We start from the raw sequence: 13803 nt of genomic DNA, 5'->3' as shown, positions 1-13803 counted from the left end.
GGAGTTTCCTTTAGCGGTGCCGCAGACGCGGGTTGGCGACGATGCCGAAAAGGTCGGCCGTGGTCACCAGGATCAGGTAGCCGGCGCAGAACAGCATGGCGCAGGCCTGCACCAGCGGGAGGTCGCGCTGCGTCACGCCGTCGACCATCAGCTTGGCGATGCCGGGGTAGTTGAAGATGGTCTCGACGATGATGACGCCGCCCAGCAGGTACGACAGGCTCAAGGCGACAGCGTTGGCGATCGGCCCGACCGCGTTCGGCAGCGCGTGCGCGAGCACGGTGCGCAGCGGCGAGGCGCCCTTCAACTGCACCATCTCGATGTATGGAGCCTCGAGCTGGTCGATCACGGCGGCGCGGGTCATGCGCATCATCTGCGCCACGATCACGCAGGTGAGCGTCATGACCGGCATGGCGAAGGCGCGCAGCAATTGGCCGAGCGATTCGATGCTGCTCAGGTAGGACAGCGCCGGCAGCCACTTCAGTTGCACCGCGAAGATGAGTACGGCCAGCGTGGCGACCAGGAACTCGGGCACTGAGACGACGGCCACCGCGCCGGTGGAGGCGGCGCGATCGAACCACGAGCCGCGCCACACCGCCGCCGAGATGCCCAGCGTGAGCGCGATCGGCACTGAGAACAACGCGGTCACCGCCGCCAGCAGGAGCGAGTTCGGCAGCCGGCTGGCGATGAGCTCGGCCACCGGCAGCTGGGTCGTTGAAGAAACACCCAGGTCGCCCCGCGCCAGGCCGCCGAGCCAGTGCAAGTAGCGCTGGGGGGCCGGCACGTCCAGGCCCATCTGTGCACGCAGCGCGGCCAGCGCCTCCGGGGTCGCTTCCTGGCCGAGCTGCTCCTGCGCCGCATCGCCGGGCAGCACGCCGGTGATGGCGAACACCAGCACCGACACCACCAGCAGCGACAGACACGCCAGGCCGATGCGCTGCACGAGCAGCTTGAGAAGTAGTGCGTTCATCGCCGCTGCCCTCGCGTCAGGCGTCGAGCCACACGTGCTCGGCGAAGCTGGAGCCCATCATGCCGCCGATCGGAATCGGCGATAGGCCCTTCAGCTTGCTGTTGTGCCCGTCTAGGCTGGAGACGAACATCGGGATGCCGATACCTCCTTCGTTGTGGATCATCACCTGCATGTCGGCATACATCTGGGCCCGCTTGGCCTGATCGGTTTCGCCACGTGCGGCCACCAGCAACTGGTCGAACTTCTCGTTCTTCCAGCCCGCTTCGTTCCAGGGCGCATCGGACTGGAAGAACAGCGACAGGGCCAGGTCGGCGCTGGGGCGCGCGTTGACGTTGCCGAATCCCACCGGGTGCTTCATCCAGTGCGTGGACCAGTAGCCGTCGGCCGGCATACGCTTGACATCCAGGTTCAGCCCGATCTGCTGGGCCGCCTGCTGCATTACCAGGGCCATTTCCACCGAGCTGGTCGCCGCCGGCGAAGCCACCACCGGGATGGGGGTGCTGCCCAGGTTGGCTTTCTGGATGTGCCACTTGGCTTTTTCGGGATCGTACGCACGCTGCGGCAGGCCCTTGAAGTAGAAGCGGTTGCTCGAGGCGATCGGCTGGTCGTTGGCCACCGCCCCATAGCCCTGCACGATGGTCTTGAGCATCTGCTCGCGGTTGAACAGGTACTTCATGGCCAGCACGAAGTCCGGGTTGTTGCCCGGGGTGCTGTCGCGCCGCATGATCAGGTCGGTGTACGACACCGATTTGGTCTCGAAGATCGCGTACTTGCCGCCGGACGTGACACGTTCGACCGAGCGCGGGGAGACCGCCTGGATCAGGTCGAGCTGGCCCGCCAGCAGCGCGTTCACGCGCGCAGACTCGTCGGTGATGCCCACGAGCTCGATTTCGTCCAGGTACGGGCGGTTCGGTTTCCAGTAGTTCTCGTTGCGCACGGCGATGGAGCGCACACCCGGCTTGAACTCCTTGACCTTGTAGGGGCCGGTGCCGATGCCCGCATTGAAGTCGGTTGTGCCGGCCTTGACGATGTGGAACTGGTAGGTGCCCAGGATCACGGGCAGGTCGGCGTTGGGCGAGGTCAGGCGGAACGTCACCTCGTTGGGGCCGCTGGCGGTCACGGACTCGATCTGGTCTGCCAGCACCTTGGCCTTCGATGCGGTCGCAGCATCTTTGTGCCGCAGGATCGAAAACACCACATCGGCCGGCGTCAGCGGCTTGCCGTCGTGGAAGGTCACGTCCTTGCGCAGCTTGAAGACCCAGGTCTTGGCGTCCTGGGTGGTGAACTCCTCGGCCAACTGGGGCCGTGGCGTGAGGCTGCCGTCCAGCACCGTCAGCCCGTTGTAGAACATGAAGCCGCGGCAGTAGTCGGTCTGGTTGGACTGCTTGGCCGGATCGAGCGAGTCGTTAACACCCGAGGCGTTGGTCGCGACCGTGATGCGGCCTCCCTTGCGCGGTGTCTGCGCGTGCGCCGTGCTAGCCATTGCCGCCACGCCGCCGGCCAGCGTGGCCTGCATGCCGCCGGCCATCAGCATCGCCAGCATGTCGCGACGCGTGGCGCCGCGCTGCAGCGCACCGAACAGGCGCTGACTTTGTTCGGGGCCGACGAGTGCGTCGATTGATTTGCGATCGGTCATGGTGTCTCGCTCCTGTTTAATGGTTGTCGTGTCATCGTGGAAGAAAGTAGAGCGCCTTCAGGCCAAGCGATCCTTCAGGCGGAAATACAGCCCGATCGCGGGCAGAAACCACGGCGGCCCCAGGTGGCCCGGGATCGCGGGCCATTCCCGCCCGCGCCACGGGTTGGCCGACGCGTCGCCCGCCATTACGGCGGCCATGCGCTCGCCCATCAACACCGACATCTGCGTGCCGTGGCCGCTGTAGCCCATGGAATAGAACAAGCCGTCGCGCTCGCCGGCATGCGGCAGGCGGTCCTGCGTCACATCGACCAGTCCGCCCCAGCAATAGTCGAGCCGCACGCCGCGTAGCTGCGGAAAGGTTTCTTCGAGCCCGGCGCGCAGGATCTCGCCGCTCTTCGCATCGGCCTGCGGGCTGGAGACCGAGAAGCGCGCGCGGCCGCCGAACACCAGCCGGTGGTCGGCCGCGAGACGGAAGTAGTGGTGAATGTTGGCCACCGTGGTGTAGGTACGCCGCGCGGCCAGCAGGGCCTGCGCGCGCTCTGCACCCAGCGGCTCGGTGACCACGATGAAGCTGCCGATCGGCACGATCCGGCGGCGCAGCCAGCCGAAGCTGCCGTAGCCGCCGTGGCGCGTGGCACCTGTTGCCAGCAGCACTTGCTGCGCGATCAGGTTGCCGCGCCCCGTATGCAGCCGGTGCGCCTGGCCCCAGCCCAGGCGCTCGATGCGCTGCACGCTCGTGCCCGTGTGAATCTGCGCGCCGTTGCGCTCGGCCGCTGCCGCCAGGCCCTTTGCGAAGCGACCCATGTGCATCTGGCCGCTGCGCTTGTAGAGCAGGCCGCCATGGAAGCGCTCGCTCTGCACTTCGGCGCGCACGCGCGCCGCATCGAGGATCTCGACGTCGGTGTCGACGCCGTCGCCGACCAAACGCCCGGCGCTGCGCTCGAGCGCGGCCATGTGGTGGGAACGCGTGGCGAGCTTGAGCTTGCCGTGGCGCATGAAGTCGCAGTCGATGGCCTCGTCGCGCACCAGCCGCTCGACTGCGTCGACCGCGTCGTCGTAGGCGCGGTACCAAGCGCGTGCCTGTTCGACGCCGACCCTGGCCGCAACCTCGGCGTAGTCCACCGCCAGGCCATTGTTGACGTGGCCGCCATTGCGGCCCGACGCTTCGAATGCCACACGCTCACCTGCCTCCAGCACCGCGACGCGCGCGCCGCGCCGGGCCAGCGCCCGCGCCGCCGACAGGCCGGTGAAGCCGCCGCCGACGATCGCGACGTCGACCTGCGCCGGCAGCTCGTGCGCCTCGGGCACGAAAGCGGGCGCGGAATCGGTCCAGTAGGAGTCGAGCTTCATGGTGTGGGGCAGGTATGGAGGATCAAGTCAGGGCAAGGTCAATGTCGTTGGACAGGATCACAAGCGGGATCTCGTTGGCAATCTTGGCCAGGCCAGCCGGTCCGTTTTCGTGCGGGCTCCAAGTGGGCACCGCGTCGTAGTACTTCTGCGCGTCGCTGTCGAGGTACTGATGCTTCCACTTCCTGCACAGTCGCCGAATGGCATTCCTCAGCACCACTTCGTAGGGTTGCCGGGCGCCCAACACTTCGTCGAAGCGGTTGGCGCTGAAGTCGGCGATGAACCGCCCGACCTGCTCGGGCGGGATGCGGTCGGCAAAGATGTCGCGCGTCAGCTCGCCCATGCGAAAGCGCGTGAGGGTGCCGAAGCAGTCGAAGGTGATGTATTTGGGACGCAAGCTCATGGTCTTTATTCGTTGGAATTAAAAACAAACACGACAAACTCATGACGAAGCGATTGCAGCACGCGACAGCGCCGAGGATGTACGGAAATGCGGGTCCTAACGCGCGGAAGCTGCGGTTTGAAGGGGGTGCGGCGGCATGCCGTGCGGTCTGCCTCTCGCGTGTGTACCCCTGTGCAGCGGCAGCAGCGCCTTCATGCTCAGGCCATGATTCGCACCTCCTCGTCATGACCAACACACCCCAGATGAAGTGATTCGGAAAGGAGGTCCTGGTGAGATCGAGATGAGGCACGTTCGAGTCCGCGTCGAAGCTTTCGCGTGGCGAGCGATGCGACGGAGAGTGGCTCACCATTTATATGTTTAAGCAGGCCCGCTGCCGCAGCGAATTGCAAAACAAGGACCTTTTGCAGTAGAAGCTTGCGAGTTGCGAAAGTGCGCAAATTCGGTCTGGCGAAAGGCACGGATGTCGTTCAAGATGAGTTGCACTTTTGCCCGCACGAAGACCTCCGATGCCCGTCCAGACACCGAACGCACCCACTCTCGACGGCATGGTGCTCAGACCGATGACCGCTGCCGACCTGCCGCTCGCGCATGCATTGACCGCCGAGTTGCGCTGGCCGCACCGCCCCGCGGATTGGGCCCAGGTCTTCGCTCATGCCGAGGGCATCGTCGCCGAGCGCGATGGCCAGATGGTCGGCACCGCGCTGCGTTGGCGTTGGGGCGAGCGCCACGCCACCATCGGCCTGGTGGTCGTGTCGCCGGCCTGCCAGGGGCGCCGTCTCGGCCACCGGCTGATGAGCACGTTGCTTGAAGCGCTCGAGGGTTACACGGTGCTGCTGCATGCCACCGCCGAAGGGCGCGGCCTCTACGAACGCCTGGGCTTCGTGCGCACCGGCGAGCTGCGGCAGCACCAGGGCGTGGCCCAGCCGGCGCCGCTGGTCGCGCTGCCGACCGGCTGGCGCCTGCGGCCGGCCGGCCAGAGCGAGGCTGCATCGCTGCAGGCGCTCGACGCCGCGGCGCGCGGCATGCCGCGCGATGCGCTGATCGCGGACCTGCTCGCCGCGTCCGATGCCTGCGTGGTGCTCGATCACGACAACGCGCCACGTGGCTTTGCGATGCTGCGCCGCTTCGGGCGCGGGCACGCGATCGGTCCGGTGGTGGCACCCGACGCCGAAGGCGCGAAGGCATTGATCGCGCACCTCGCCGGGATGAATGCCGGCAAGTTCACGCGCATCGACATCGACTTCGCGAGTGGCCTGGCCGAATGGCTCGAGAGCATCGGCCTGCTGCGCGTGGAAACGCTGACGACGATGGCGCGCGGCACGCCGCTCGCCGTGCCGGCCGGCAGGCCGTCCCTGTTCGCGATCGTCACGCAGGCCGTGGGCTGATCACGATGAGCGCCACCACCTTTCTCTACAAGTCCGACCCGGTGCGCGGCCGCCAATGGGCCGAGGTGTTCCAGCGCCGCGCGCCGGCGATCGACTTTCGCATCTGGCCCGACATCGGCGACCCGGCGCAGGTGCGCTTCCTCGCGGCCTGGGAGCCGCCGCTCAATCTGGCCGAGCGCTTCCCCAACCTGAAGGTGTTGTTCTCTTCCGGCGCCGGCGTCGATCAGTTCGACTTCGCGGCATTGCCGCCGCACTTGCCGGTGGTGCGCATGGTCGAGCCCGGCATCGTGCAAGGCATGGTCGAGTACGTGACGCGTGCGGTGCTCGACCTCCATCGCGACATGCCGCGCTACCGGCGCCAGCAGCAGGAGGGCCAGTGGCGTCCGCTGCCCGTGCGAGCCGCGGGCGAGCGGCGCGTCGGCGTGCTCGGGCTCGGCTCGCTGGGTCAGGCGGTGCTGGCGCAGCTCGTGGGCCTGGGCTTCGACTGCGCGGGCTGGAGCCGCTCCCGGCATGCGGTCGATGGCGTGACCTGCCATGCCGGCGCCGACGAGCTGCCGGCCTTTCTCGCGCGCACCGACATCCTCGTCTGCCTGTTGCCGCTGACCGATTCGACGCGCGGCTTTCTTGATGCGCGCTTGTTCTCGGAGCTTCCGCAGGGCGCGGGCTTGGTGCACGTCGGCCGCGGTCCGCAACTGGTAGAGGCCGATCTGCTGGCTGCCATCGCCAGCGGGCAGATCGGCGATGCCGTGCTGGACGTGACTGACCCGGAGCCGCTGCCACCGGCGCATGCCTTCTGGCGCCATCCGAACATCCAGCTCACGCCGCACATCGCGAGCGTCACCCAGCCGCTGAGTGCTGCGCAGGTGGTGCTCGACAACCTGCAGCGCTACGAGGACGGCGAGCCGATGGTCGGGCTCGTCGATCGCGCGCGAGGGTACTGAGGCGTACAAGCATGGTGCTTAACCTGAACAACGTGGGCGTCAGCCCGCCACCACGGGTCGTGGAGCAGGCGGCGATCGAGGCCTTTCGTCTGGTTAGTCGCAATGCGTAGCGTGGCGTCCTTCGTCGACGGGGCGCAGACCTTCGCGCAAATACCCGTTAGCTTTTGGACGCTCGGCTGCGATTTCTTCATCACCAGCCTCCACAAGTGGTTGGGTGCTCCCGTTGGCAACGGCATGTTGATCGCGCGCCGCGACCCCATAGCATCCACGTGGGCCCTGATGGCGCCGTTCAAAGACGTACCGGACCGCATCGACAAATTCGACCACTGGAACCTTGGGACCTACAACTCCGCGCTGCAGGCGGGCACCGCCCCGCCATCGAGATCCATCGCCAAATCGGCGTCCATGCCATGCATGCCCGCCTGCGAGTTGACCCGCTATTGGGTGGCACTGGCGCGTGGCGTTCGAGGTTTCAGGATGCACACGCCGGTCGACGACGAGCGGATCGCCGCGGTCAGCCTGTTCTCGATTGCCGGTGCCGCATGAGGCATGTCGAGCGGGAATTGCGCGACAGGCATCGGGTGCATGCGAAGTACCGCCGCGTGGGGCCGATCGAGGACTTGAGAGTTTCTCCGCTTGTCTGCATTCGGAAAACCGAAGTCCAGCGCTTCGTGGAAGCGCTGGACCGCGTGCTCGGCTAGAACCGCATCTGACGCGGGCGCTTCCTTGCCGCGGACGGCACGATCTGCTGTGGCGAAGCGTACAACCGCAGCCTGCTCCGCGCAGGCCCCCCAATGCAGCACCCGCACGAGGGGCACGAGACCTAAGCTTTTGGACATCCAAAGGCCCAACCTCCGCCCCACATGACACACCCTGCCGCATTGCCCAACAAGGCCGCGCTCGACGCTATCGACCGCGCCCACCTCATCCATCCCGTCTCGCCCTGGCGCGTGCACGAAGAGCGCGGGCCGACCGTGCTCGCCTCGGGCCGCGGCGCGTGGCTGACCGATGCCAACGGCCACGAACTGCTCGACGCCTTCGCCGGCCTGTGGTGCGTGAACGTGGGCTATGGGCAAGAGAGCGTGGTGCAGGCCGCGGCCGAGCAGATGCGCCGGCTGCCCTACGCCACGGGTTACTTTCATTTCAGCAGCGAGCCGGCCATTCGCCTGGCCGAGAAGCTGGTGCAGATCGCGCCCGCATCGCTGACCCGCGTGTACCTCACGCTCGGCGGCTCCGAGTCGGTCGATGCGGCGGTGCGCTTCATCGTGCAGTACTACAACGCGATCGGCAAACCGTCGAAGAAGCAGTTCATCGCGCTGGAGCGCGGCTACCACGGCTCCTCGTCCACCGGGGCGGGGCTGACGGCGCTGCCGGTGTTTCACCGCGGCTTCGATCTGCCGCTTCCCACGCAGCACTACATCCCTTCGCCCAACCCGTACCGCCATGCCGACGGCGCCGATCCGCAGGCGCTGATCGCTGCCTCTGTGGCGTCGCTGCGCGCCAAGGTCGAGGAGTTGGGCGCAGACAACGTGGCGGCCTTCTTCTGCGAGCCTATCCAGGGCTCGGGCGGCGTGATCGTGCCGCCCAGGGGCTGGCTCAAAGCCATGCGCGAGGCCGCGCGCGAGCTCAACATCCTCTTCGTGGTGGACGAGGTCATCACCGGCTTCGGCCGCACCGGGCCCATGTTCGCGTGCGAGGCCGAGGGCGTGGAGCCCGACCTGATGACCGTGGCCAAGGGCCTGACCGCCGGCTATGTGCCGATGGGCGCGACGCTGATGTCGGAGCGGGTCTATGCGGGCATTGCCGATGGTGCGCCGGCCGGCGCGCCGGTTGGGCATGGCGCCACTTATTCGGGGCACCCCGTCAGCGCCGCGGTTGCGCTCGAGGTGCTGCGGCTCTACGAAGAGGGCGGCGTGTTGGCCAACGGCCAGCGCGGCGCGGCGCATTTCGCGGCCGGCCTCGAGGCGCTGCGCGCGCATCCGCTGGTGGGCGATGCGCGCCACCGCGGCCTGCTGGGTGCGCTGGAGCTGGTGAGCGACAAGGCTAGCAAGCGGGGCTTCGACGCATCGCTCGGGCTGCCGGACCGCATCTTCGCCGCGGGCTACCGCAACGGGCTGGTGTTCCGCTCCTTCGGCGATCACATCCTCGGCTTTGCGCCGGCGCTCACCTTCAGCGAGGACGAATTCGCGCAGATGTTCGTGCGGCTCAAGAAGACGCTCGACGAGGTGCTGCAGGCGCCCGACGTGCGCAGCGCGCTGGCGGGCTGAAGCAGGCCCCGGGAAAACACCGGACGCAACGTACCGCGGGCGCAGAATCGACGACTCCGAGTTCACCACCACGACCACCCATGTCAGAAGCATTCAAGATCGACCGGCTCGACCTGCGCATCCTCGCCCAACTGCAGAAGAACGGCCGCATGACCAATGTCGACCTGGCCGATGCTGTGGGCCTGTCGCCCAGCCCCTGCCTGATCCGCGTGAAGCGGCTGGAGCAGGCTGGCTACATCGCCGGCTATGGCGCGCACCTGCGGCTGGAGAAGCTGGGCGACACGCTGACGGTGTTCACCGAGGTCACGCTGCAGGACCACCATCGCGAGGACTTCGTGCGGTTCGAGACCGCCATCCAGGAGGTCGACGAAGTGCTCGAGTGCCATCTGGTGAGCGGCGGCTACGACTACCTGCTGCGCTTCCTGACGCGCGGAGTCAACCACTACCAGGAAGTGGTCGAGGAACTGCTCGAACGCAACATCGGCATCGCGAAGTACTTCAGCTACATCGTGATCAAGTCGCCTTTCATCAAGACGCACTGTTCGATCGAGCGGCTGTTCCCGCATCCGCGCTGAGGCGCTTGCGTTCAGCCCATTCCCGGCTGCTGGTGGCTGACGGCAGGATCTGCTTGCAGCGACTCGGACAACAGCAGCCTCCTTTGTGCAAGACCCTCATTGCAGCACCGGCGCGAGCGGAACGCAGCCTAAACTTTTTGCCATGAACTCCTCGATCATCGAACACCTCAGGAGCGCTGGCCACCTGGACCGCATGTATGTTGGCGGCGAGTGGGTCGTGCCCGAAACGCAAGGTCGCAGCGCCGTCGTCGACCCCTCGACGGAGGAGCCTGTCGCGGAGATCGCGCTGGGAAGTGCAAGAGACGTTGCTGCCGCGGTGGCTGCGGCGCAGCGCGCTTTCTTGACCTGGCCCGTGAGTTCCCCGCACAGCAGGGCCTCGCTTCTCGATCGCGTGCACAGTCTGATTCTCGAGCGCGCGGAGTTGTTTGCCCAGGCCATCTCGCTGGAGATGGGCGCGGCGATCGGCATGGCGCGTAGCACTCAGGTGCCTATTGCGGCGGAGCACATCCGCGTGGCCCGAGATATTGCGGGCAGCTATCCCTTCCTCACCCATCGGGGCGACACGGCCATCGTGCGAGAAGCCATCGGGGTGTGCGGCCTGATCACGCCCTGGAACTGGCCGCTCTACCAGATCACCGCCAAGGTCGGCCCCGCCTTGGCGGCGGGATGCACCGTCGTTCTGAAGCCCAGCGAGCTGTCGCCGCTAAGCGCGTTGCTGTTCGCGGAAGTGATGCACGACGCTGGCGCTCCGGCGGGTGTGTTCAACCTGGTCAACGGCCAAGGGCCAGAGGTTGGCGCCGCTCTGGCTGCGCACCCGGACGTCGACATGATCTCCATCACAGGCTCCACCCGGGCAGGCGTGCTGGTTGCGCAGGCGGCCGCGCCAACGGTCAAGCGCGTGGCCCAGGAACTTGGCGGCAAGTCGCCCAACGTCATCCTGCCGGATGCCGATTTCGCACGCGCCATACCGGCTGCGGTGTCGGCCGGTATGCGCAACGTCGGCCAGTCATGCAGTGCGCCCACCCGCATCCTCGTGCCGCGCGTACGCCTCGCGGAGGTCGAGCGGCTCGCATGCGAGACGGCCTCTGCATTCGTCGTGGGCGATCCGCGTTCGCCGCAGACCACGCACGGCCCGGTGGCCAACCGCGCGCAGTTCAATCGCGTGCAGGAGATGATCGGTGTCGGCATGGCCGAAGGCGCACGCCTCGTCTGCGGCGGCCCCGGCCGGCCGCAGGGGCTGGAGCGCGGCTGCTACGTACGCCCGACCCTCTTCTCCGACGTGCAGCCGCACATGCGGATCGCGCAGGAAGAGATCTTCGGCCCGGTGCTGGTGATCATCGCCTACGACAGCGTGGACGAGGCGGTGGCCATCGCCAACGGCACCGAATACGGCCTCGGCGCGCACGTGCAGGGCCGCGACCTGGCGGCCGCGCGCGCAGTGGCCTTGTGCATCCGCGCCGGGCAGGTCCACATCAACAACCCGCCCTGGAGCCTCGATGCGCCCTTTGGCGGCTACAAGCGCTCGGGCAACGGCCGCGAATACGGCGTCGAAGGCCTGGAGGAATACCTCGAGACCAAGGCCATCCTTGGCTACTTGGAAGGCCCGGCGCCCGCTGCCGCTTGAGGATCCCAACGCTGATGAATAACCGCAACTCAAAGGAACAACAACCATGACCGTGGCCCTGCTGCTGCACCGCGCCGATGGCGCATCGCCATCGACCTCTTTCCGCAAGGCCGCCTTCGGCCCGGGCGATCCCTTCGCGCGCGATCGGGAAATCGCCTGGGAAGGGTCGGGCGCGATGAGCGCCGGCCGCGTCAGCTTCATCGGTGAAGTCGATGTTGGGCACTTTCCCCACACCGAGACGATCGTCGTGGTGGAGGGCACGCTCAGCCTAGTTGCTGCCGGCGCTGCGCCGCTGGTGTTGCGACGTGGCGAAGGCGCCGTCATCGCCCGCGGCACGGCACTTCGCATCCAGGCCGCAGCGCGCAGCCTGTTCGTGTTCTGTGCCGCCGCGGCCGAACTGGCGAACCAGCCTGGCATCACGCCGCTGCGCGCCGACGCGAACTTCAAACTGTCCAACTCGCTGCCGGCCGAGATTTTGCTGGGCCCCGCTCCGCAGTGCCGCAGCGACAACGTCTTCAAGGACGAGTTGACGGGGGTCGTCGCCGGCACCTGGGACTCGACACCCTACCACCGCATCGTTCGCGACCACCGTCTCAACGAGTTCATGTACCTGCTGGATGGCAACGTGCGGTTCGCAGCCCCCGATGGCAGCGTTCTGTCCGTGGGCCCCGGCGATGCGCTGTTCGTGCCCCAGGGCACAGCGATCGGCTGGGAAAGCAGCGATCGCGTGGCGAAGTTCTACGTGTGCCAAGCCGTGCGCACCTGAAGCGACGACCGAGCCCCAGCCATGTCACAGCCACTGCGCCTTGTCGAGACGTCGCCCACGCTGCCGGCCCATGCCGATGTCGTCGTGATCGGCGGCGGCATCATCGGTGTCTTCACCGCCTACTACCTGGCCCGGCGCGGGATGTCGGTCGCCGTGGTCGAGAAGGGCCGCATCGGCGCCGAACAATCGAGCCGTAACTGGGGCTGGTGCCGGCAGCAGAATCGCGACGCGCGTGAACTGCCCCTGTCCACCAGGAGCCTGGAGCTGTGGGATCAGTTTGCTGCCGACAGCGGCGAAGACACGGGCTTCAAGCGCTGCGGCTTGCTGTACCTCAGCAACGACGAAGCCCAGATTGCCGGCTGGGCCAAGTGGCGCGAGTTCGCGACGACGGTTGGCGTGACCACGCACATGCTGAGCGGCGGCGAGGCCTCCGAGCGCGGCCAGGCGACCGGGCGCGCGTGGAAGGGCGGCGTCTTCTCGCCCAGCGACGGCACGGCCGATCCGGCCAAGGCAGCGCCGGCCGTGGCCGCCGCGCTCATGAAACTCGGCGGCACGGTGCACCAGAACTGCGCCGCGCGTGGCATCGAGATGGCGGGCGGCCGGCTCAGCGGCGTGGTGACCGAAGCGGGGGCCATCAAGACCCGCACCGCAGTGCTCGCAGGCGGTGCGTGGGCGTCCTCGTTCTGCAACCAGCTCGGCGTGCAGTTTCCGGTCGCCACGATTCGCCAATCGATGGTCCGTCTGGCACCGGTCGAGCAGCAACTGCCGGCAGCCTTCACCAGCCCACGTGTGGCCATCACCCGCCGCCCCGACGGCCACTACATCCTGGCCATCAGCGGCCGTGGGCGCGCCGACCCCACGGCGCAACTGGTGCGCTTCGCGCCGCAATTCATCCCGATGTTCGCCAAGCGCTGGCGCAACGTGTTTCCTGGCGGCCTGGAGGGCATACGCTGGGGTCACGAAACGCGGGCGAAATGGAAGCTGGACGCTCCCACGCCGATGGAACGGGCGCGCATCCTCGACCCGAAGCCCGACCCCGCGAATGTCCGCGAAATCCACCGCCGTGCCGTCGACTTGTTGCCTGCGCTGCGCGAAGCGCGTATCGCCAGTACCTGGGCCGGCTACATCGACAGCACGCCCGACGGTGTGCCGGGGATCGGCGAGCTGCCGCAGGTTCCCGGGCTCATCCTGGCTGCGGGCTTTTCGGGCCACGGCTTTGGCATCGGCCCCGGCGCAGGCCACCTGATCGCCGACCTGGTATCCGGGGCCAAACCGATCTTCGATCCCGCGCCTTTCGACCCCGCGCGGTTCAAGGAGTCGATGTGGGGCAGGGTGGCTGATTTCTAGGTTTTCCGCGCCGGGCACACGCCCCATCTCTCCAAAGACCGCCCGGAGGGCTTCCATGGCAACTTCAGCGTGCGCTTGGCCGACGGGTGCCTGATCACCTCGACGGATGCGTGCCTGGGTTGTCTGGACCACGGACCAGATGGCGCGGCTGACGCCGGCGGACGCCAGATCGACGCACACCGTGCCAGCAAGACGATCACGCACGCTGCACCGGCGCATCGATACGGCCCCCGCCGCAAGCGGCCATCCGGCCGGGTCGGTGACCTAAACGGCGTGGCATTGAATCGCATGGCAAGCCATTGCGGCAGTCGGCGCCTTGCTGACGCACACACCTCGGTCGAGAGTCTTCTCGCCGATCGCAGCTTGCGACCCCACCCGGACATCCGCGTATGAAGACTCAAGGGCCGAAAGCACTCAATCAACGCGGGATCGAGCGTGCCTGGCCACGCCATGCACTTGGGATTGCCCGAGCCGTTGCGCATCTGATCGACACGATCGAAAGATTCACGCGACGGACGAACCGCACCGCACAAGGCTTCGTTTCC

At 67.2% G+C, this 13803-nt stretch carries 11 protein-coding genes and 1 pseudogene; 8 read left to right on the top strand and 4 right to left on the bottom strand.

Annotated features, from left to right (window positions below; all coding sequences use genetic code 11):
- Positions 1 to 10: 10 nt before the first annotated feature.
- The 4 genes and pseudogenes from E5P2_RS32425 to E5P2_RS32410 all read right to left on the bottom strand — a co-directional run.
- Positions 11 to 967: an ABC transporter permease gene (locus E5P2_RS32425; RefSeq protein WP_162571199.1), complete on the bottom strand. Its 957-nt coding sequence runs from the start codon at positions 965 to 967 to the stop codon at positions 11 to 13.
- A 16-nt stretch (positions 968 to 983) separates the two neighbouring features.
- The gene (locus E5P2_RS32420) at positions 984 to 2603 is read right to left on the bottom strand and encodes an ABC transporter substrate-binding protein (protein ID WP_162571198.1); all 1620 of its coding nucleotides are present in this window, start codon (positions 2601 to 2603) and stop codon (positions 984 to 986) included.
- 57 nt (positions 2604 to 2660) lie between these two features.
- Positions 2661 to 3953: an NAD(P)/FAD-dependent oxidoreductase gene (locus E5P2_RS32415; protein ID WP_162571197.1), complete on the bottom strand. Its 1293-nt coding sequence runs from the start codon at positions 3951 to 3953 to the stop codon at positions 2661 to 2663.
- A gap of 37 nt (positions 3954 to 3990) precedes the next feature.
- Positions 3991 to 4353 (bottom strand): annotated as a pseudogene (locus E5P2_RS32410) (haloacid dehalogenase type II); the annotation flags it as partial.
- Between the two features lie 506 nt (positions 4354 to 4859).
- Here E5P2_RS32410 and E5P2_RS32405 point away from each other — a divergent pair.
- The 8 genes from E5P2_RS32405 to E5P2_RS32370 all read left to right on the top strand — a co-directional run bounded on the left by E5P2_RS32405 (position 4860) and on the right by E5P2_RS32370 (position 13258).
- Positions 4860 to 5738 (top strand): GNAT family N-acetyltransferase, encoded by an 879-nt coding sequence (locus tag E5P2_RS32405; RefSeq protein ID WP_162571196.1) that lies wholly within the window; start codon positions 4860 to 4862, stop codon positions 5736 to 5738.
- Positions 5739 to 5743: 5 nt separating this feature from the next.
- The gene (locus E5P2_RS32400) at positions 5744 to 6679 is read left to right on the top strand and encodes a 2-hydroxyacid dehydrogenase (protein WP_162571195.1); all 936 of its coding nucleotides are present in this window, start codon (positions 5744 to 5746) and stop codon (positions 6677 to 6679) included.
- Positions 6680 to 6790: 111 nt separating this feature from the next.
- Positions 6791 to 7225, top strand: coding sequence for an aminotransferase class V-fold PLP-dependent enzyme (locus tag E5P2_RS32395; RefSeq protein WP_232080951.1), 435 nt, complete (start codon positions 6791 to 6793; stop codon positions 7223 to 7225).
- Between the two features lie 317 nt (positions 7226 to 7542).
- The gene (locus E5P2_RS32390) at positions 7543 to 8946 is read left to right on the top strand and encodes an aspartate aminotransferase family protein (protein WP_162571194.1); all 1404 of its coding nucleotides are present in this window, start codon (positions 7543 to 7545) and stop codon (positions 8944 to 8946) included.
- Positions 8947 to 9026: 80 nt separating this feature from the next.
- Positions 9027 to 9521 carry an Lrp/AsnC family transcriptional regulator gene (locus E5P2_RS32385; protein ID WP_162571193.1) on the top strand — a complete coding sequence of 165 codons (495 nt, stop codon included), beginning with the start codon at positions 9027 to 9029 and terminating at the stop codon, positions 9519 to 9521.
- A 142-nt stretch (positions 9522 to 9663) separates the two neighbouring features.
- Positions 9664 to 11145, top strand: coding sequence for an aldehyde dehydrogenase family protein (locus E5P2_RS32380; protein WP_162571192.1), 1482 nt, complete (start codon positions 9664 to 9666; stop codon positions 11143 to 11145).
- Positions 11146 to 11191: 46 nt separating this feature from the next.
- Positions 11192 to 11911 carry a cupin domain-containing protein gene (locus E5P2_RS32375; RefSeq protein ID WP_162571191.1) on the top strand — a complete coding sequence of 240 codons (720 nt, stop codon included), beginning with the start codon at positions 11192 to 11194 and terminating at the stop codon, positions 11909 to 11911.
- A gap of 21 nt (positions 11912 to 11932) precedes the next feature.
- Complete coding sequence (locus E5P2_RS32370) at positions 11933 to 13258, top strand: NAD(P)/FAD-dependent oxidoreductase (protein WP_162571190.1); 1326 nt, start codon at positions 11933 to 11935, stop codon at positions 13256 to 13258.
- Positions 13259 to 13803: the final 545 nt, after the last annotated feature.

Origin of the sequence: Variovorax sp. SRS16 (genome assembly GCF_901827165.1) — a bacterium.
Lineage (GTDB): Bacteria > Pseudomonadota > Gammaproteobacteria > Burkholderiales > Burkholderiaceae_C > Variovorax.
The sequence above is the reverse complement of the archived record's forward strand: the minus strand, read 5'-3'. Positions and strand labels throughout refer to the sequence as shown.